14 protein-coding genes and 1 pseudogene are annotated in these 18,610 nt (G+C 61.3%); 11 read left to right on the top strand and 4 right to left on the bottom strand.

The features are described 5' to 3' along the window. The coding region (locus tag AC1DHT_RS15120) for a retention module-containing protein (protein ID WP_477761386.1) at nucleotides 1–1,245 on the bottom strand (1,245 nt) is incomplete at its 3' end. Between the two features lie 356 nt (nucleotides 1,246–1,601). On the opposite strand from AC1DHT_RS15120, the gene AC1DHT_RS15115 reads away from it, so the two are divergent. From AC1DHT_RS15115 to AC1DHT_RS15085, 7 genes are all read left to right on the top strand, one after another. Beyond that, the gene (locus tag AC1DHT_RS15115) at nucleotides 1,602–2,954 is read left to right on the top strand and encodes a TolC family outer membrane protein (protein WP_427547368.1); all 1,353 of its coding nucleotides are present in this window, start codon (nucleotides 1,602–1,604) and stop codon (nucleotides 2,952–2,954) included. Between the two features lie 37 nt (nucleotides 2,955–2,991). Beyond that, a complete protein-coding gene (locus AC1DHT_RS15110; protein WP_429539450.1) occupies nucleotides 2,992–5,148 on the top strand; it encodes a type I secretion system permease/ATPase in 2,157 nt (718 codons plus the stop codon). Further along, the gene (locus AC1DHT_RS15105) at nucleotides 5,138–6,505 is read left to right on the top strand and encodes an HlyD family type I secretion periplasmic adaptor subunit (protein ID WP_442114522.1); all 1,368 of its coding nucleotides are present in this window, start codon (nucleotides 5,138–5,140) and stop codon (nucleotides 6,503–6,505) included. Before AC1DHT_RS15110 ends, AC1DHT_RS15105 begins: the two co-directional genes overlap by 11 nt. Before the next feature lie 317 nt (nucleotides 6,506–6,822). After that, complete coding sequence (locus tag AC1DHT_RS15100; RefSeq protein ID WP_427545091.1) at nucleotides 6,823–7,719, top strand: TauD/TfdA dioxygenase family protein; 897 nt, start codon at nucleotides 6,823–6,825, stop codon at nucleotides 7,717–7,719. Nucleotides 7,720–7,745: 26 nt separating this feature from the next. Further along, entirely contained in the window at nucleotides 7,746–8,771 is a 1,026-nt protein-coding gene (locus AC1DHT_RS15095; RefSeq protein ID WP_427545089.1) for an ABC transporter substrate-binding protein, read from the top strand. Between the two features lie 5 nt (nucleotides 8,772–8,776). Then, a complete protein-coding gene (locus AC1DHT_RS15090) occupies nucleotides 8,777–9,637 on the top strand; it encodes an ABC transporter ATP-binding protein (RefSeq protein WP_427545087.1) in 861 nt (286 codons plus the stop codon). Between the two features lie 19 nt (nucleotides 9,638–9,656). Then, nucleotides 9,657–10,523 carry an ABC transporter permease gene (locus AC1DHT_RS15085; RefSeq protein WP_427545085.1) on the top strand — a complete coding sequence of 289 codons (867 nt, stop codon included), beginning with the start codon at nucleotides 9,657–9,659 and terminating at the stop codon, nucleotides 10,521–10,523. A 1-nt stretch (nucleotide 10,524) separates the two neighbouring features. Here AC1DHT_RS15085 and AC1DHT_RS15080 read toward each other — a convergent pair. Together AC1DHT_RS15080 and AC1DHT_RS15075 are read right to left on the bottom strand one after the other, a co-directional pair. Beyond that, nucleotides 10,525–11,229, bottom strand: a pseudogene (locus AC1DHT_RS15080) (DUF3142 domain-containing protein); the annotation flags it as partial. Nucleotides 11,230–11,244: 15 nt separating this feature from the next. Next, nucleotides 11,245–13,413 (bottom strand): PA5441 family protein, encoded by a 2,169-nt coding sequence (locus AC1DHT_RS15075; protein ID WP_427545083.1) that lies wholly within the window; start codon nucleotides 13,411–13,413, stop codon nucleotides 11,245–11,247. A 163-nt stretch (nucleotides 13,414–13,576) separates the two neighbouring features. On the opposite strand from AC1DHT_RS15075, the gene AC1DHT_RS15070 reads away from it, so the two are divergent. From AC1DHT_RS15070 to AC1DHT_RS15055, 4 genes are read left to right on the top strand one after another with little or no spacing between them, the layout of a single operon-like run. Then, nucleotides 13,577–14,359, top strand: coding sequence for an efflux RND transporter periplasmic adaptor subunit (locus tag AC1DHT_RS15070; protein ID WP_427545081.1), 783 nt, complete (start codon nucleotides 13,577–13,579; stop codon nucleotides 14,357–14,359). After that, the gene (locus AC1DHT_RS15065; protein WP_427545079.1) at nucleotides 14,356–15,675 is read left to right on the top strand and encodes an efflux RND transporter periplasmic adaptor subunit; all 1,320 of its coding nucleotides are present in this window, start codon (nucleotides 14,356–14,358) and stop codon (nucleotides 15,673–15,675) included. Before AC1DHT_RS15070 ends, AC1DHT_RS15065 begins: the two co-directional genes overlap by 4 nt. After that, nucleotides 15,676–17,772 carry an efflux RND transporter periplasmic adaptor subunit gene (locus tag AC1DHT_RS15060; protein ID WP_427545077.1) on the top strand — a complete coding sequence of 699 codons (2,097 nt, stop codon included), beginning with the start codon at nucleotides 15,676–15,678 and terminating at the stop codon, nucleotides 17,770–17,772. A 16-nt stretch (nucleotides 17,773–17,788) separates the two neighbouring features. Then, the gene (locus AC1DHT_RS15055) at nucleotides 17,789–18,304 is read left to right on the top strand and encodes a GNAT family N-acetyltransferase (RefSeq protein WP_427545075.1); all 516 of its coding nucleotides are present in this window, start codon (nucleotides 17,789–17,791) and stop codon (nucleotides 18,302–18,304) included. Here the strand turns inward: AC1DHT_RS15055 and AC1DHT_RS15050 are convergent. Next, complete coding sequence (locus AC1DHT_RS15050) at nucleotides 18,297–18,608, bottom strand: DUF6916 family protein (protein WP_427545073.1); 312 nt, start codon at nucleotides 18,606–18,608, stop codon at nucleotides 18,297–18,299. The genes AC1DHT_RS15055 and AC1DHT_RS15050 overlap by 8 nt on opposite strands. Between the last annotated feature and the right edge of the window lie 2 nt (nucleotides 18,609–18,610).

Genomic DNA, 18,610 nt, shown 5'->3' with positions numbered 1-18,610 from the left:
GATGGTCGAACCGTTGGACAGGGTCACGGTGACCGGCGTTTGCGCCGGATTGGTCAAGGTGGCGGTGTAGGTGATCTGGCCACCTTCGGTAACCGAACCGGTCGCCGTCAGGCTCAACCCGGTGTTGTCGATCGAGTCGGTAATCGTCGTAACGGCTGGCGTGGTGCTTGGCACCAGGTTTTCAAAGTTGCCACCGGTAGCCCCGGTGATGGTGGTGCTGACCGTACTGCCGTTTTTGTAGACGTCGTTGGCCGGGGTGTCGACGTTCACCGTGCCGGTGGTTTTGCCGGCTTCGATGATGATGGTCGAACCGTTGGACAGGGTCACGGTGACCGGCGTTTGCGCCGGATTGGTCAAGGTGGCGATGTAGGTGATCTGACCGCCTTCGGTGACAGTCGAGCCTGCCGTCAGGGTGACGGTGGTGGTATCAATCGTGTCAGTGACCTGTGTGACGGCCGGTGTCGGATCGACAGTCAGCACCAGGCCGCCACCCCCGGTGGTGCCAGTGACATTGACGGTGATCTGATGCGGGTCGTTGTAGACGCTGTCATTCGGTGCCAGCGGAACATTGACGCTGCCACTGACCTGGCCGGCCGGGATGACGATGACCGAGCCATTGGACAGGGTGATGCTCAGGTCAGTCAGCGGCGCCCGGGTGACATTCGCGGTGTAGACCAGCACGCCGCCGGCTTCGGTGATGCTCGATGTAGCACTGAGGCTCAGGGTCGAACCAACCAGTACGTTGGTGCCGTTATTGGTGTTCTGGCCACCCGTAGTGACGTCGGCGGCGGAAGTACTCGTGCCGATGCCTGCAGTCGGGAAACCAATGGTGGGGGCTACACGGGCCGCTGTTTCGTCCAGTGCCACGAAGCTGTGGCCTCCGCCGGCAGCACCGCCCGAGCCTGTTGCGGTCGGGCCTGCGGCGGCGGCTTCGATATCAGTGGTCGGGTCGGCGCCCGCGAGGATGGCTTGTTGCAGTTCGGCTACCGAAGGTGCGGCTTGCGCAGTGGCCTCTGCCAGGTCAGTGCTGGAGTCCGGAGCGCTGCCGCTCCACTGGGTATCGCGGCCCAGGTCCAGCGTGCGGCCGTCGGCCAGTTCAAGCGTCACCGCGCCCGCCGGCCCGGTATCGAGCTGGTCGCCCGTGAACAGTCGGTCACCCTCAATCAGCACACGCCTGATGCCCTCCGGGGACACCGCGAAAACTTGACCAACAATGCTTTTGACGATGGCAACAACACTGCTCATTGAGGACTCTCCGGTGTTCCGTTCAGTAGGCTTCCATTGACCTGAAGAGGCTGTTTGCCAAATTCAGTCTGGACGTACTTTATAGTGGGTCGTGCATTAACTTGACGCTATTTGTGTCAATAATTTGGCTGTATTTTTTCGTTATTAACTTTATGCCAAACTATTGACCTTCTGGGTGCCATCCTAAACAATCGCCCCATTAATGTCACATTGATATTTATGTGGCGACCTGCCTGCAGTGTGTGACCCAGTTCTGATTTTTAACTTTCCGACATACGGTCATTCCGGTTGCCATTTTCCGTCGCAGCACTGCGATCTGCTGTGATTTGAGACAAGAAGTCCAGGGAAATTCTTATATGCGCTCACACCTGTTCAAGGCTCTACCCTTTGTTTTTGCTGCCAGTTTTGTACAAGCCCAAACCCTGCCTCAAGCCATGCAACAAGCACTGGATGTCCACCCGGAAGTCCAGGCTGGCGTGAACAGTCGTCTTTCTGCGGACCATCAGCTTAGAGCGGCTCAGGGCGGCTACCTGCCAAAGGTCGATCTGCTCGGCGGTTATGGCCGTGAAGGCACTGACAACCCGACCACTCGTGCTGGCGCCGGCAACAATCATTGGGAAACCTTGAACCGCGGCGAGTCGAGCGTGCGCTTGCAGCAAATGGTGTTTGACGGTTTTGCGACATCCAGCGAAGTCGGGCGTCAACAAGCCACCGTCAACTCCCGCGCCTATTCATTGCTGGGGACTTCCGAGCGCACGGCACTGACTGTGGCCCAAGTTTACCTCGACGTGCTGACCCGCCGCGAGTTCGTGCACTTGGCCGAAGAGAACCTGAAAAGCCACGAACGGATTTTTGACCAGATCAAACTGCGCACCTCACGTGGCGTGGGCAGCGGTGCTGACCTCGATCAGGCCGAAGCGCGTATGGCCCAGGCCCGCAACAACCTGATCACCGAGCAGACCAATCTTGCGGACGCCGAGACCAACTTCCTCAGCGCCGTGGGTCAGATGCCCGATCAACTGGAGCGTCCGGCCCCTTTCCTAGCGTTGCTGCCGGCGAACCTGAATGAAGCCCGCCAGCAAATGCTTGAGAACAGCCCGGTGCTGCGTTCTGCCGAGTCTGATATTGCCGCGGCCGAGAAGCAGTACGATGCTGCCAAGTCGACGTTCTACCCACGTTTCGATGCCGAACTGGGCCGCACCGCCGACAATAATCTGGATGGTACGGTCGGTCATAACAATGAATGGCAGGCCATGTTGCGCATGCGCTTCAACCTGTATTCCGGCGGCAGCAACAAAGCCGATCTGGAATCCAAGTCCTATCTGTCGAACCAGGCACTGGATATCCGCAACAACGCTTTGCGCGTGTTGAACGAAGAGTTGGGCCTGGCCTGGAATGCCCTGAACAACGCTAACGCCCAAGTGCCAATTGCTCAGCAATATGTCGATCGCAGCGCTTCCGTGCGCACCGCGTATCAACAACAGTTCAGCTTGGGCCAACGCACCTTGCTCGACTTGCTCGACAGCGAGAACGAACTGTTCACCGCTTCCCGTCGCCTGGCGGATATCAAGAACATTCAGTTATTTACTCAATATCGAATCAAGGCGACCATGGGCGAATTGCTCAAAAGTCAGGGCGTAGTTGCACCCATGGCCTCCGTCGTGTCGAACGATGTGAAGCCCAAGGTCCAACTGCCCGGCATGAATTGAGCAGATCCTTCTAGTTAGTTAGCCAAGAGTGCCAAGCGTGGAATCAGAAGCCAGTCGAGTTCACCTCCGTCATGATCCACGCGCGTTGCACGACGATCCGTTACTGGACGGCCTGCTAGCCCTCTGCACGCTGCACCAGAAACCAGCGAGCGCGGCGATGCTGACCACCGGTCTGCCATTGCCCAAGCAGCGTTTGAGCGTCGAGTTGCTCCCGCGTGCGGCGGCCCGCGCCGGCCTGCAAGGACGGGTGCTGCAACGCAAGCTGGCGCAAATTCCGGCGATTGCCATGCCGGCACTGTTGCTGCTCAAGGATGGTCGCAGTGCCGTGCTGCTGGGCTGGCTCGGCGATGACCAGGCGCGCCTGCTGCTCAGTGAAAGCGATGGCGGTGAAGTTCACGTCAGTCGCGAACTGCTGGCTGACGATTACACCGGGCAAGCGTTTTTCGCCCAGCCCCAACACAAATTCGATGTGAACCACGGCACGCTGATCCCGCGTGCGCGCTCCTGGTTCCGCGACACCCTCAAGCGCTCGCGCTGGTTGTACGCCGACGCCATCGCTGCCAGTTTCCTGATCAACATCATCGCCATGGCCGCGCCGCTGTTCGTGATGAACGTCTATGACCGCGTGGTGCCGAACCAGGCCGAGGCGACCCTGTGGGTGCTGGCCCTCGGCATCACCGGGGCTTACCTGTTCGACCTGATCCTTAAAAGCCTGCGCAGTCTGTGCCTGGACCTGGCCGGCAAAAAAACCGACCTGATCATCTCCGCGACGCTGTTCGAGCGGATCGTCGGCATGGCCATGAAGTACCGCCCGGCACGGGTCGGCAGCTTTGCCCAGAACATCCACGAGTTTCAGAGCCTGCGCGACTTCCTCGCCTCGCTGACCCTGACCAGCCTGATCGACCTGCCGTTCACCTTGCTGATTTTCCTGGTGATCGCCCTGCTGGGCGGGCACCTGGTGTGGATTCCGGTGCTGGCGTTCCCGATTGCCCTGCTGATCGGCTACGCCTTGCAGAAGCCGCTGGTGGCGACCATGGAGCGAACCATGGCGCTGGGGGCCGAGCGCCAGTCGAGCCTGATCGAAACCCTCGCCGGGCTTGATGCGGTGAAGGTCAACAACGCTGAAAGCGAGCGTCAGTATCAGTGGGAGCAGACCATCGGCACCCTCAGCCGCCTCGAGCTGCGGGTGAAAATGCTTTCCGGCCTGGCGATGAACATCACCCTGCTGATCCAGCAACTGGCCGGGGTGATCATGATCGTCTTCGGCGTTTACCAGATCATTGCCGGCAACCTCAGCATGGGTGGCCTGATCGCCTGCTACATGCTCAGTGGTCGGGCCCTCAGCCCGCTGGCGTCGTTGTCAGGTCTGTTGACCCGTTATCAGCAGGCGCGGGTCACCATGACCTCGGTCGACCAGATGATGGAGCTGCCGCAAGAGCGCAACTTCGAAGAGCGCCCGCTGAGCCGTAAAGTCCTGCAGGGTGGCATCGAGTGCCGTCAGTTGAACTTCACCTACCCGGGTCAGCAGAACCCGGCGCTGAAGAACATCAACCTGATCATCAAGCCGGGTGAAAAGATCGGCATCATCGGCCGCAGTGGCTCGGGCAAGAGCTCGCTGGCCAAACTGCTGGTCGGCCTGTATCAGCCGGACGATGGCGCGTTGCTGGTGGATGGTGTGGATATCCGTCAGATCGACGTCAGTGAATTGCGCCACAACATCGGCTATGTACCGCAGGACATCCAGTTGCTCGCCGGTACGTTGCGCGACAACCTGGTGTCCGGCGCCCGCTACATGGAAGACGAGCTGGTACTGCAATCCGCCGAACTGGCCGGCGTGCACGAATTCGCCCGATTGCACCCGCAAGGCTACGAATTGCAAGTCGGCGAGCGCGGGCAAAACCTCTCCGGCGGCCAGCGTCAGAACGTGGCCCTGGCCCGTGCCCTGTTGCTCAATCCGCCGATCCTGCTGCTCGACGAACCGACCAGCGCCATGGATAACACCGGTGAAGAGCGCTTGAAACAACGCCTGCAAGCCGTTGTAGAGAACAAGACCGTGGTGCTGGTGACGCACCGGGCATCGTTGTTGTCGCTGGTCGATCGGTTGCTGGTGATCGATCGCGGGCAAATTCTGGCCGATGGTCCAAAAGCCTCGGTGATGGAAGCGTTGAAGAAGGGGCAGATCAGTGTTGCTTAAGTCCGGAATGCGCGACTCGATCCGCCGTTACTTCAAAGGCTCCGAATCACTGCAAGGCCAACCCTTGCCCGAGGTGAACAAGGCGCTGATCGAAGACGCCCCGCGGGTGGTCCGCCTGACCATCTGGGCCATCATCGGCTTCTTTCTGTTCCTGCTGTTGTGGGCCAACTTTGCGGTGATCGATGAGGTCACGAAAGGCGATGGCAAGGCGATTCCATCCTCCAAACTTCAGAAAATCCAGAACCTGGAGGGCGGTATCGTCGCTGAACTCTTCGTTCGCGAAGGGCAAATCGTCGAGGCCGGTGCGCCGTTGATTCGTCTGGATGACACGCGCTTTCAGTCCAACGTCGGCGAAACCGAAGCCGACCGTTTGTCGATGTTGCTGCGCGTGGAACGCTTGAGCGCGGAAGTCGACGACCGCCCGCTGAGTTTTCCTGACGATGTGATGAAAGCTGTGCCCGGTCAGGCCGCCAGCGAAAAATCACTCTATGAGAGCCGTCGCCAGCAATTGCACGATGAAGTCGGCGGCCTGCAGGAGCAACTAATCCAGAAACAACAGGAGCTGCGTGAATTCACCTCCAAGCAGGCGCAGTACCGCAGCGGTCTGGCGTTGCAACGTCAGGAAATCAACATGTCCGAGCCGCTGGTGGCTCAAGGCGCGGTGTCGCCGGTGGAAGTGCTGCGACTCAAGCGCGCCGAAGTCGAAACCCGCGGTCAACTGGACGCCACCACCCTGGCGATCCCGCGTGCCGAGTCGGCGATCAAGGAAGTGCAGCGCAAGATCGACGAGACCCGTGGCAAGTTCCGCAGTGAGGCGCTGACCCAGCTCAACGAGGCCCGTACCGACCTGAACAAGGCGAAGGCGACCGGCAAGGCACTGGAAGACCGTGTCAGCCGGACCCTGGTGACCTCGCCGGTGCGCGGCATTGTCAAGCAGCTGCTGGTCAATACCATCGGTGGCGTGATCCAGCCCGGCAGTGACATGGTCGAAATCGTCCCGCTGGATGACACCCTGTTGGTGGAAGCGAAAATTCGTCCGCAAGACATCGCGTTCTTGCACCCGGGCCAGGAAGCCATCGTCAAGTTCACCGCCTATGACTACACCATCTATGGTGGCCTGAAAGCCAAGCTGGAGCAGATCGGCGCCGACACCATCACCGACGAAGACAAGAAAACCACCTACTACATGATCAAGCTGCGCACCGAGCGCAGCCACCTGGGCACCGACGAAAAACCCTTGCTGATCATTCCGGGCATGGTCGCCTCGGTGGATATCATCACCGGCAAGAAGACCATCCTCAGCTACCTGCTCAAGCCAATCATCAAGGCGCGGGCAGAGGCGCTGCACGAGCGCTAGTCTTTGGCAGGGCTGGTGGCCTCATCGCGAGCAGGCTCGCTCCCACAGGGGATTTGCTGCGCACACAAAATATGTGCCTGGCACGATCCAGTGTGGGAGCGAGCCTGCTCGCGATGAGTGCCTCAATAGCGGCGCATTTCAAAAGCCATATCGTTATTCATTAACGGTATTTAAATTCTCGTTCTTATATCTATAAAGTCAAACCCCTGCGTACCCACCGACCAATCGGCGTGCCGCACGAAATGAACCCACACGGGCCCCCGTGAGTTTCTGATCGACGCGCACGCCATTGAGCGTGCTCTGCGTGGGAGTGATGTATGCCTGTACTGTCCGCTTTGCCCAGCGCCGCGACCCTTGCGCCGCAATCGTTCGAGATTCGCCCGTTCAGCGGCGCCGTCGGTGCCGAAATCATTGGCCTGAACCTCGCCTTGCAGGTCAACGACCAAGACTTCGCACGGATCCACCGCGCGCACCTGGATCACCATGTCGTGGTGTTCCGAAATCAGCGCATCAGCCCCGAACAACAGATCGCCTTCAGCCGCCGTTTCGGCGTGCTGCAGATCCATGTACTCAAGCAGTTTCTGCTGGCCCATCACCCGGAAATCCTCATCGTTTCCAACATCATCGAAAACGGCCAGGCCATCGGCCTCGGTGACGCCGGCAAGTTCTGGCACTCCGACCTGTCCTATAAAGAACTGCCGAGCCTGGGCTCGATGCTCCATGCCCAGGAGCTGCCGTCCGAAGGCGGCGACACGCTGTTTGCCGACCAGCACAAAGCCTGGGACACCCTGCCCGAAGCCTTGCGCAAAGCGGTCGAAGGACGCTCTGCCGCGCATTCCTATACCGCACGTTACAGCGAGAGCAAATTCGAAGGTAACTGGCGCCCGACCCTGACCCCGGAGCAACTCGCTCAGGTCAACGAAGTGGTGCATCCGGTGGTTCGCACTCACCCGGAAAACGGCCGCAAGGCGCTGTTTGTCAGCGAAGGCTTCACCACCCGCATCGTTGGCTTGCCGGAAGACGAAAGCCGGCAACTGCTGGCCGAGCTCTACGCCCACAGCGTGTTGCCGGAAAACATCTACCGCCATCAATGGCAACCCCACGACCTGGTGTTCTGGGATAACCGCTCGCTGATTCACCTGGCCGCCGGTTGCCCGAGTCATCTGCGCCGCAAGCTCTACCGCACCACCATTCAGGGTGACGCGCCTTTCTGATCGGCTGCATTTCGGAGATACCTGCCATGTCCAAACGTATTCCATTCGCGCCGCTGGCCGCCGCCATCGGTCTGGGTTTCAGCCTGCTCGCCGGCAGTCTGGTCGCACCGCCTGTGGCGCACGCCGAAGGCGAAATTCGCATCGCCGAGCAGTTCGGCATCGTTTACCTGTTGCTCAACGTGGTCCGCGACCAGCACCTGATCGAGAAGCACGGCAAGGAAGAGGGCATCGACATCAAGGTCGACTGGACCCAGCTCTCCGGCGGCGCGGCCGTCAACGATGCGTTGCTCTCAGGGTCCATCGACATTGCCGGTGCTGGCGTTGGTCCGTTGCTGACCATCTGGGACCGCACTCACGGCAAGCAGAACGTCAAGGCCGTGGCCTCGCTCGGCAACTTCCCGTACTACCTGGTGAGCAACAATCCGAAGGTCAAGACCATCGCGGACTTCACAGAGAAGGACCGCATTGCGGTGCCGGCGGTCGGGGTTTCCGTGCAGTCACGGTTCCTCCAGTACGCCGCTGCCAAGCAGTGGGGTGACAAGGAATTCAATCGCCTCGACAAGTACACCATCGCCGTCCCGCACCCGGACGCCACGGCTGCGTTGATCGCTGGCGGCACTGAATTGACCGGGCACTTTTCCAACCCGCCGTTCCAGGATCAGGCGCTGGAAAACCCTAACGTCCACGTCGTGCTCAACACCTTTGACCTACTGGGCCCTAACTCGCCGACCGTGCTGTTCGCCACCGAGAAATTTCGCAACGAGAACCCGAAAACCTACAAGGCCTTCGTCGAAGCCCTGACCGAAGCCGCCGAGTTCGCCCAGAAGGACAAGGGCGCGGCGGCGGACACTTACCTGCGGGTGACCAAAGCGAAAATCGACCGCGCCGCGTTGCTGAAAATCATCGACAACCCGCAGTTCGAATTCAGCGTCACGCCGAAAAACACGTATCCGTTGGCCGAATTCCTCTACCGCGTCGGCGCGATCAAGAACAAGCCGGACTCGTGGAAGGACTACTTCTTCCAGGACGCCAAGCCGCTGCAAGGGAGCTGATTGCCATGAACGCTCTCTTGCAAGGCCACACGGCCAGCAACCCGATCGCCAGCACCCAGTCGTTGCTCGCGGTCGATCACGTCAGCCTTGAATACCGCACGCCGCAACGGGTGGTGCGGGCAACGCATCAGGTCAGTTTCGAGGTCGATCCCGCCGATCGTTTTGTGCTGCTTGGCCCGTCCGGCTGCGGCAAGTCGACCTTGCTCAAGGCCGTCGCGGGGTTCATCCAGCCCTGTGAAGGGCAGATCCGCCTGCAAGGTCAGGCGGTCAGTGCGCCGGGGCCTGACCGGATTGTGGTGTTTCAGGAGTTCGATCAACTGCCACCGTGGAAAACCGTCAAACAGAACGTGATGTTCCCGCTGTTGGCCTCGCAAACCCTCAAGCGTCGCGAGGCTGAAGAACGGGCGTTGCACTACCTCGACAAGGTCGGGCTGGCGGCATTTGCCGATGCCTATCCACATACCTTGTCCGGTGGCATGAAGGCGCGGGTGGCGATTGCCCGGGCCTTGGCCATGCAACCAAAAATCCTGCTGATGGATGAACCATTCGCCGCGCTCGACGCGCTGACCCGACGCAAGATGCAGGAAGAGTTGTTGCTGTTGTGGGAGGAGGTGCGTTTCACCCTGTTGTTCGTTACCCATTCCATCGAAGAGGCGCTGGTGGTGGGTAACCGGATTCTGTTGCTGTCGCCTCATCCCGGTCGGGTGCGAGCGGAAATCCACAGCCATCAATACGATTTGCACAGCCTTGGCGGCGTGGCGTTTCAGCAGTCGGCACGACGCATTCATCGGCTGTTGTTCGATGAAGGCCAGTCTGCCGAGAGCGAACTCGAACTGGATTTCAACGATATCCGCATCGCTTATTGAGCGGCTGGAGGAGTGCCCGATGAGCCATTCATCACCTGTGCGTCAAGAATACGAAGTTGAGTTGCAACCCCTGTCGAGCGTTGCGCTGGAGCGCGAATTGCCCCTTGGCCAGCGCCTCTGGCAGCAGGGCTGGTTGCGTAAAAGCCTGATCCTGATACTGCTGGCGGTGCTCTGGGAAGCCGTCGCCCGCTATCAGAACAATGACCTGTTACTGCCGAGCTTCCTGCAAACCAGCAGTGCACTGTACGACGGACTGCTCAGCGGAGAATTGTTGGGCAAGGTCGGGATTTCGCTGGTGGTGCTGCTCAAGGGGTATCTGGTCGGTATCGTCCTGGCGTTTGCCCTGACCACGTTGGCCGTGTCGACCCAGTTCGGCCGCGACCTGCTGAGCACCCTGACCTCGATGTTCAACCCATTGCCGGCGATTGCCTTGTTGCCGTTGGCACTGCTGTGGTTCGGGTTGGGGCAGAACAGCCTGATTTTCGTGCTGGTGCATTCGGTGCTCTGGGCGCTGGCCCTGAACACTTATGCGGGATTTCTCGGGGTCTCGGAAACCTTGCGCATGGCCGGCCGAAACTACGGCTTGAGGGGGATCCGGTTTGTGCTGTTCATCCTGATTCCCGCCGCGCTGCCGTCGATCCTTGCCGGGCTGAAAATCGGCTGGGCCTTCGCCTGGCGCACGCTGATCGCCGCCGAGCTGGTGTTTGGCGCTACCAGCGGCAAGGGCGGCCTGGGCTGGTACATCTTCCAGAACCGCAACGAGCTGTACACCGACAAGGTGTTCGCCGGGTTGGCGGTGGTGATCCTTATCGGTTTGCTGGTGGAGAACCTGGTGTTCGACACGCTGGAGCGAGTGACGGTGAAGCGCTGGGGGATGCAGCGTTAGGCTACCGATTCTGCAAAAACACCACATACCCGCGAAACCACTCGCTGTCCTTCAAATACCCCGGCGCCTCCCATTCGCCGCCCTGAATCAGTCCGACCTTGAACGGCAGGCCGAGCCTGTTCAGCCTTGGCAGGTAGGCGGCGTAGTTGGGGATGCTGTGGCGGCCCTGGTAGGTTTGCACCACCACTTCGTCGACCACGCCTTTGAGCTGGCCGATCACCTGCGGATCGGCGTGGCTGCTCCAGTCCATCAGGCCGGTGATGCTCAGGCGATACTGGGCGGGCAGGCGTTGGCGCAGGTCTTTGAGGAAGCTGACGTATTCGTCGAGGTAGCGGGTGCGGGCGTCGAAGTCGATCTGGATGCCGACCACCGGATTACCCGCCTGTTGCCAGCGCTGCACCTGCCCCAGCAATTGCTGATAGACCGGCTCCGGCCAGCGTAGCGTGTGGGCGCGGTAGGTGACCCAGACTTCGCCCTGGGTCAGGCGCGGGATGGTGATGCCTTGGGCGATGAAGCGCACACCGCGCTGTGGCATGCGGCGTGATTCGCTGATTTGCCCTTGCAGGACGTACAGGGTTTTCGCCTGGGCCAGCACCGGTTGCGTGCTGACCCCGCTCCACAGCCAAAAGGCGTCGTACTCGCCAGCGTCGACGGCCGCAAGGGCCGGGGCGCTGACCAGCAGTGCGAGCAGCGCCAGGCCTTTGAGGAAATCTCTCATGGCTTACCAGTAATACTGCAGCGACTTGCCCCATTGAGTATCGGCAAAGCCGCTTTTCAGCTGGCGGAACCAGGCCTTGCGCACAGCCGGCTCGACGTCTTTGCCACCGCAGCTGTTATTGCCAGAAGGCGCATAGCAGTTGATGGCGCGGAACAGTGCGTAAGCGCGGTCTTCCTTCGGCGCTTTGGCGTTGTCGATGACCTGGCGATAACCTTCGTGCCGGGAATAGATTTCGCCTTTGAACGCCGATCCTGTCGCGCCGAGTTCGGACTTGTTGGGTTTGGCTTCCAGCGGTGTACTGTCGAGGCCATTGCGCAGGATGAACTCACCCAGGCAGTTCAGGCCTTTGGGGTTCTTGCCGTCCGCCTGAAGGGTCGCGGCAATCTCGGCGATGCTCGGGCAGTGGTAACCCGATTCAGCCTTGTCGCCCTGCCAGCGGAACATCGTCAGCGGTTGGCCGGTGCTGTAAAAATAGCCAATGCTCACACCGAGTTTGTCCGTCGACGGCTCGGCCGGCAGTTGTTTGAAGTCTTCGGCAAACTCGGCGTACTGACTGCGCAGCAACTCTTTGTGGAGCAGCACGAACAGCGCGCTGTTGCGCTCGGTGGCGTCTACGCCCTGGCTGAATTGCTGACGCAGCAGTGGGGCGTCGGCCACCAGCCGTTGCAGGCGATAACGCACGGCAGGTGTCTTGATCGGTGAGTCGGCGGCGAACACTTTGCCGAGCCGCTGGCTGAGTTCGTAGTTGAAGGCCAGCGCCAGTTCGACCTGCTCGCGCTGCAACGGTTGTTTGACCTTGGCCAGCAACTCCAGCCACAGCGCTTCGGCTTCCGGCCATTTGTGCTGCTCATGCAGGGCAATGCCGCGCAGCATCTGTTGGCTGAAGGCAAGGTAGTCGAGCTTGTCCGGGACGCTGCTCGGGAGGACGTTCAATGCCTGCTCGGGATTTTTCTCGAGGTACACCAGCACCGCCGCTTGCAGGTAGTCATAGAGCGCCGGTTGCTGGGCGAACGAGGCTTTCTGCGCTTGCAGCGCCTTGAGGTTGAACGGCGTCTGGTAGGTGCCGATGCTCAACAAGTCTTTGACCGCCAGCAGCAGCGGCGCCTGAATACCGTTGTCCGGCTGGGTCAACAGTTTGCTGTCGACCTCTTCCACCAGTTCCGGCAGGGTTTTGTTGCGCTGGGCGTCAGTGGCCTGGGTGAGTTGCCAGGCGTAGTCATCGGCAAGTTTCTGATCTTCACCGGCCAGCCAGTGCACACGGCGGATCAGGCCTTTGGCCGACGCGCTGTACTCGCCCTGTGGATAAGTTTTCAGATAGGTCTCGAAACCGCTTTCGGCCAATTGCAGGTTCGCGTTATCCACATGCTCGAGCGTCGGCAGGCCCATCTCGTCGAAAGCGTTTTGCTGGGCTGCGTTGAGCGCAATGCGCGCGGCCATGTACAGCGCGGTTTCCTTGAGCCAAGGCTGTTCGCTGGTGTTCAGGCTGGCGAAGGTTTGCGTGGCCTCGGCGAACTGGCCGCCATAGAACTGCGCCGCGCCACGCAGGTACGTGAGGAAGGCTTTACCCGGTTCCGAGGTGATTGAAGCGGGCAGCAGGCTGTTCAGTTGATCGGCTTCCCAACTGCACGCGGCAAGCATCTGGAGGCGACTTTGCGCCAGGCTTTGGCGTTCTTCGGCAGGCAGTTGAGTGGTTTTCAGCAGTTGCGCGAGGAACGCGGCGGCGCTCTCTTCACTGTTGCTGCGGCAGCGGCTGCCTTCGCCTTCGATGAATTGATTGCCGGCAATGGTCGAGGCCTCGTGGCTGATGCCGAGTTGGCGCAGTGGCTCATCAAGTACTGAAACCGGGGCCGATTCAGGGGGTGGTATCGGTGTAGGCGCAGACGGTGAGTCGAGACGTGCAAGGTCGAACGGCACCGGGCCGTAGCCGGCCTCACGGTCAAAATCACTCAATGGCGCCGGGTTCAGCGCTAGCGCGCCCTGATCGGAGAGCAACAAGCGCAAGTTGGCGCGGCTGTCGTTGCCAGGGTTGAGGAAAGCCACATTGTTGCAGCGTCCGTCACCGCTGAGCGACAGTTCAGGCGTACAGGCATCCTGATCGAAGCTTGCGTGGGCCGGGAGTGCGCAGGTTGTGGCAAGTGCTAGAGCGAGGGGCGACAGAAGACCGATACGCATGAATTGTCCTTAATCCGCAAACGCTGAAATCGAGACTGCGATCATACCTTGCGCTGATCTCGATTTAGCAGTGGCGAGCCGCAATTTCGGGCAGTGATGGCTAATTGCTTGACGCTTGTTGAAGCTGTCGTAGACTCCGACCATCTGTCAGGGAGACACGGCTATGCAGCGCTTTCGTGGTTTGGCTTTAGGTTTGATCGGGCTGGCAGGCGTGGCCCAGGCGCAAACGCCCGTGCCAGACGATCCGCTGCTGGAAAGCAGCACCGCAGGCAGTCATGCCACAACCAGCAGCGAAGCCCGCGGTGTATTGCGCGCTCGCGATCAAGCGGTGCTTGCCAGTGAACTGCCCGGCAGAGTTGTCGAGTTGCCGTTCAGTGAAGGCGAGTCCTTCAAGAAGGGCGACACCCTGGCGCGTTTCGACTGCTCGGCTTTTCAGGCGCAGCTCAACGCCGCGCAGGCCGCCAGCCGTGGTGCGGGTGAAGAGTTGGCGCACAACAAACAACTGGCTTCGTTGAACTCGGTCGGGCGTTTCGAAGTGGCGCGAGCCGAAGCCAAACTCAGCGAAATCCAGGCGCAATCTCAGGTGTATCAGGTCCAGGTCAAACGCTGCAGCGTCGTCGCGCCGTTTGACGGCCAGGTCGTCGAACGCAAGGTTCAGCGTTATGAAAGCGTCGCCGCCGGGGCGCCGCTGTTGGACATCGTCGACAACCGTAGCCTGGAAATCCACCTGCTGGTGCCCTCGCGCTGGATGGGCAAACTCAAGCCCGGACAGACCTTCAGCTTCGTTCCCGATGAAACCGGCCAGCCCATCGACGCCACGGTCAAACGCCTCGGTGCGCGAATCGACGAAGGCAGCCAGACCTTGCTGCTGGTCGCAACGGTGCCCAACGCCAGCGGCTTGCTGGCCGGGATGAGCGGCACGGCGCGCTTCGCGGAGCTCAAATGAACGCGCCCGTCACGGGGGGCGCCGAGCAGGTCTTCGCGCGCTTTCTGGAGCTGGAGCGCCAGACCCGCGCCGCGCGCACTACCGAACAACTGGCCTACAGCCTGGCCAACGACGGTCAATCCTTGTTCGGTTTTCGTCACGCGGCGCTGTTGATCGCCGGCAAGGTGCGGGCGATCACCGGTGTCAGTGCCGTGGAGCCGAATGCGCCGTTTGTAGCATTCGTCGAGCAAGCGGTGGCGCAGTTGTTCAAGCTCGACCTGGTGAAACAGGCGCGGGTTATACCGGCCTCTGCGTTAAGCGGTCCGATTCAGGCCGACTGGCAAAGTCTTTCTGCCGCCCAGGTGTTCTGGCTGCCGCTGATTGATCGCCAGGGCCAGGTATTCGGCGGTTTGTGGCTGGCTCGCGATGTGCTGTGGAATCCTTCCGAGCAAGTGCTGTTGTCGCAACTGGGCGACACCTACAGTCACGCCTGGCTGGCGCTGCAACCGCGTCAACCGTGGCGCTTGCGCTGGACTCGCAAACGTCAGGTCGCCTTGGCGGCGGTGCTGGTGCTGGGCTTGTTGATTCCGGTACGCCAGTCGGTGCTGGCGCCGGCCGAAGTCGTGCCGCTCGGCGGTCGGGTGGTGGCGGCACCGTTGGACGGGGTGATCGCCGAGTTCCTGGTCAAACCCAACCAGAATGTGAAAACCGGCGACCTGTTGCTGCGCTTCGAGGGCACCACGCTCAAAGCCCAGGCCGATGTCGCCGATCGGGCCTTGGGTGTGGCAGAAGCCGAGCTCAAGGCTAATGCCCAGCGCGCCTTTGCCGACGCCGAGTCGAGTTCGAAAATTGATTTGCTGGCCGCACGGGTCGAGCAGAAGCGTGCCGAACGCGATTACGCCCGTGAACTGCTCAAACGCAGCGAAGTGCGTGCCGAACGCGACGGCATTGCGGTGTTCGCCGACGCCGAACGCTGGACCGGCAAACCGGTGCAGACTGGTGAGCGGCTGATGGAAATCGCCGACCCGAACCAGGCGGAGCTGCGCATCGAACTGGCGGTGGGTGATGCGATTGCACTGGAGCCGGGCGCGCAGGTGGCGCTGTTTCTCGACAGCGATCCGTTGCAACGGCATTTGGCCAGACTCGAACGCTCGGCCTATGAAGCGCAACCGACGGCCGGTGGCCAGTTGGCGTATCGGCTCGACGCCAGTTTCGAGGCCGCGCCGCCGCGTATCGGCTTGCGCGGTACGGCGAAAATCTTCGGCGATCGCGCGCCGCTGGCGCTGTACCTGTTGCGCAAGCCGCTGGCCGGCTTGCGCCAAAGCGTAGGTCTCTAGATGACATTGCCCAGCCTGCGTGCCGATTTACAGTTGCAGATGGCCGCCCCGGCGCTGGACGGATCGCCGCGCTGGACCTTGGCCGACCCGCTGCGCGGGCGCTACTTCAAGCTCGGTGCCGCGGCCATGCGCTTGTTGCGTCATTGGTCGTTGGGCGATCCCGAGCAAGTGCTGCGCGCCGCCAATCGCGAACCGGGCTTGCCGCTGGACGTCGCTGAGCTTGAGCAGTTGCTGAGTTTTCTGCGCGCCCACGACCTGATTTCCGCCCTCGACCCGCAACAGCGCGACAGTTATGGCCTCAAGGCTGCGGCGCAACGTCAGAGTGTGTGGCAGATCTTGCTGCACCAATACCTGTTCTTCCGGATTCCACTGTGGCGCCCCGACGCGTTCCTCAATCGTGCCTGGCCGTGGCTCGCGCGTTTTGGTCCTGGAGCGCTGCGTTATGGTTTACCGCTGACCCTGGGTCTGGGGGTATTTCTGGTATCGCGGGACTGGCAGCGCTTTATCGCGACCTTCCCGCACTTGTTCAGTCTTGGCGGTGCGCTGGCGTTCGGGGTGGCATTGTTCTTCGCCAAGCTCTGTCACGAGTTCGGCCACGCCTTCATGGCCAAACGCGCCGGTTGTCGGGTGCAGAGCATGGGGGTGGCGTTCATGGTGCTGCTGCCGATGTTTTACACCGACGTCAGTGACGCCTGGCGGGTCAATGATCGGCGCGCGCGGTTGCTGATCGGCGCGGGCGGGGTGCTCGCCGAGTTGCTGCTGGCATGTATCGCCTTGCTCGCCTGGTCGCTGTTGCCGGACGGGCCGGCGCGGACGGCGGCGTTCATGCTCGCCAGCGCGACCTGGCTCACTACGCTTGCGGTCAACCTGAACCCGTTCATGCGTTTCGATGGTTATTTTCTGCTCAGCGACTTCTGGGAAGTAGACAACCTTCAGGGCCGGGCATTTGCCTTGTGTCGTTGGCGATTGCGCGAGGCGCTGTTCGGTTACGGCGCGCCGGCACCGGAGCCTTGGTCGCCGTCGATGCAGCGGCGTTTGCTGTGGTGGGGATACGGCTCGTGGCTGTGGCGCGCGGTGCTGTTTTTCGGGATTGCGCTGGCGGTGTATCACCTGTTCTTCAAATTGTTGGGGATCTTCCTGATGATGGTCGAGCTGGTGTGGTTCATCTTTTTGCCGATTGCGCGCGAATGGCGCGAATGGTGGAGCCGCCGCGAACAGGCCCATGCACCGCGGGCATTGCTCAGTGGCCTGGGGTTGCTGGCGGTGATTGCCGTGTTGGTGTTGCCGTGGCGCAGCGCGGTGGAACTGCCGAGCATGCTGGAAGCTGGCCGGGTCAGTGCCTTGCATGCGCCGGTGGCGGCACGGGTCAAACAGCTGAATGTCCGCGACGGGCAGATCGTCGCCCAGGGCGATGTGTTGATTGAGCTGGAGTCGCCGGACCTGGATTCGCGTCAGGCCATTGCGCGCCGGGAAATCGAGATCCAGCAATTGCAGATGCGCCGTCAGGCCGGACGCAGCGAAACCGCCGCCGATGCCGGCATCGTCGAACAGCGGCTGGCGGAGGCGGTGGCCGAATATCGCGGTTTGGCGGCGCAACGCGAGCGCCTGCTGCTGCGGGCGCCCCAGGCCGGTCAGGTGCGTGATTTGCTGCCGCAACTGACCGTTGGCCGCTGGTTGTCGCCCAAGGAGACGCTGGCCCGGGTTGTCGAAGAGGGCGCGCGACTGCGCGGTTATCTGGCCGAAGCCGAGTTGTGGCGGGTTGCACCCGGTGCGACGGGGCGGTTTATCGCCGAGGATCCGATGCACCCGGCGGTGGCGGTCGAGTTGACTGAAATCGACACCAACGGCGCGGCGGTTGTCGATCAGGAAGCGCTGACCTCCGACCACCACGGGCCGATTGCCGTGCGCCGCGATCAGAGCCAGCGCGCCGAGCCTGTGCAAGCGCAATACGCGGTGCGGCTCAAAGTCCTCGACAGCATTGCCACCCCGGTGCAGCCGTTGCGGGGGCTGGTGGTGTTGCAGGGCGGCAGTGAGTCATTGCTGGGGACGGCCTGGCGCCGGTTGGCGGCGTTGGGCGTGAGGGAGAGTGGTTTTTAGCGCAAGGAGCATCACGATGCTGAACAACAATGCCAATGCCGCGGACGGTCTGGTAGTGCGCCCGTCACGGGCGACCGACGGACCGTTTCTGGAAAGCCTCTATCACGCGGCGCGCCCCGATCTGCAATGGATCGACGGCGAACGCGAGCTGATCGAGGAAGTCATCGCCCAGCAGTTTCGGGTGCAGGAGCAGGGGACCGGGGAGCGTTTCCCCAACGCGATGCACTATGTGGTCGAGAAGCTCGACACCCCGATTGGCGCCTTGAGCGCCGAGTTTGGCAGCAACGAAATTCGCGTTTTGTACCTGGCGTTCATTCCGGCGGCCCGCGGCAAGGGCTATGGCCGTACGGTGCTGCAAGGCGTGCAAAAAGCCGCCGAACAGGTGCGCTGCCCGGTGAGCACGGTGGTCTGGGCGAGCAACCCCCATGCGCGCCAGCATTATCTGGCGCTGGGGTTTCAGGTCGAGGAGCAAAGTGTCGCGGCCGAACGCCTGGTCTGGTATCCCGGCCAGCCGCAGATTCTGGTCAGTTGAAGGTGATGTAGAAATACGCCCGGCTTGCGTCGCGCCCCAGGGCCAGGGTGCGCGATACGAATATGCCTTCGATGCGGCCCAGCTCAGGCAAGTCGATCGCACAGAGTCCATCGACGAACGAAGTGAGGTCCGGGCTGCTCAAGGTCACGCCAAAAGGCATTCGGCTGCCCTCTGACAAGCGTGCCCTTGGTACGTCCTCTACCCATTCGATGATCACGGACAGTTCGCTGCCATCCTCCAGGTACAGCTTGGTGGGTGTTTCCAATAGCTGTCGAAAGTGATCGCTGTTGATCTGTTGCTGCATGG

The organism is Pseudomonas sp. 05N432 (genome assembly GCF_056396945.1).
This window is presented reverse-complemented; position numbering and strand designations above follow the sequence as displayed.

Coding starts and splice junctions, on each gene's coding strand:
- AC1DHT_RS15065 (WP_427545079.1), top strand. CDS start 14,356: ATGAACGCGCCCGTCACGGGGGGCGCCGAGCAGGTCTTCGCGCGCTTT.
- AC1DHT_RS15100 (WP_427545091.1), top strand. CDS start 6,823: ATGCCTGTACTGTCCGCTTTGCCCAGCGCCGCGACCCTTGCGCCGCAA.
- AC1DHT_RS15090 (WP_427545087.1), top strand. CDS start 8,777: ATGAACGCTCTCTTGCAAGGCCACACGGCCAGCAACCCGATCGCCAGC.
- AC1DHT_RS15085 (WP_427545085.1), top strand. CDS start 9,657: ATGAGCCATTCATCACCTGTGCGTCAAGAATACGAAGTTGAGTTGCAA.
- AC1DHT_RS15050 (WP_427545073.1), bottom strand. CDS start 18,608: ATGCAGCAACAGATCAACAGCGATCACTTTCGACAGCTATTGGAAACA.
- AC1DHT_RS15075 (WP_427545083.1), bottom strand. CDS start 13,413: ATGCGTATCGGTCTTCTGTCGCCCCTCGCTCTAGCACTTGCCACAACC.
- AC1DHT_RS15060 (WP_427545077.1), top strand. CDS start 15,676: ATGACATTGCCCAGCCTGCGTGCCGATTTACAGTTGCAGATGGCCGCC.
- AC1DHT_RS15070 (WP_427545081.1), top strand. CDS start 13,577: ATGCAGCGCTTTCGTGGTTTGGCTTTAGGTTTGATCGGGCTGGCAGGC.
- AC1DHT_RS15095 (WP_427545089.1), top strand. CDS start 7,746: ATGTCCAAACGTATTCCATTCGCGCCGCTGGCCGCCGCCATCGGTCTG.
- AC1DHT_RS15115 (WP_427547368.1), top strand. CDS start 1,602: ATGCGCTCACACCTGTTCAAGGCTCTACCCTTTGTTTTTGCTGCCAGT.
- AC1DHT_RS15055 (WP_427545075.1), top strand. CDS start 17,789: ATGCTGAACAACAATGCCAATGCCGCGGACGGTCTGGTAGTGCGCCCG.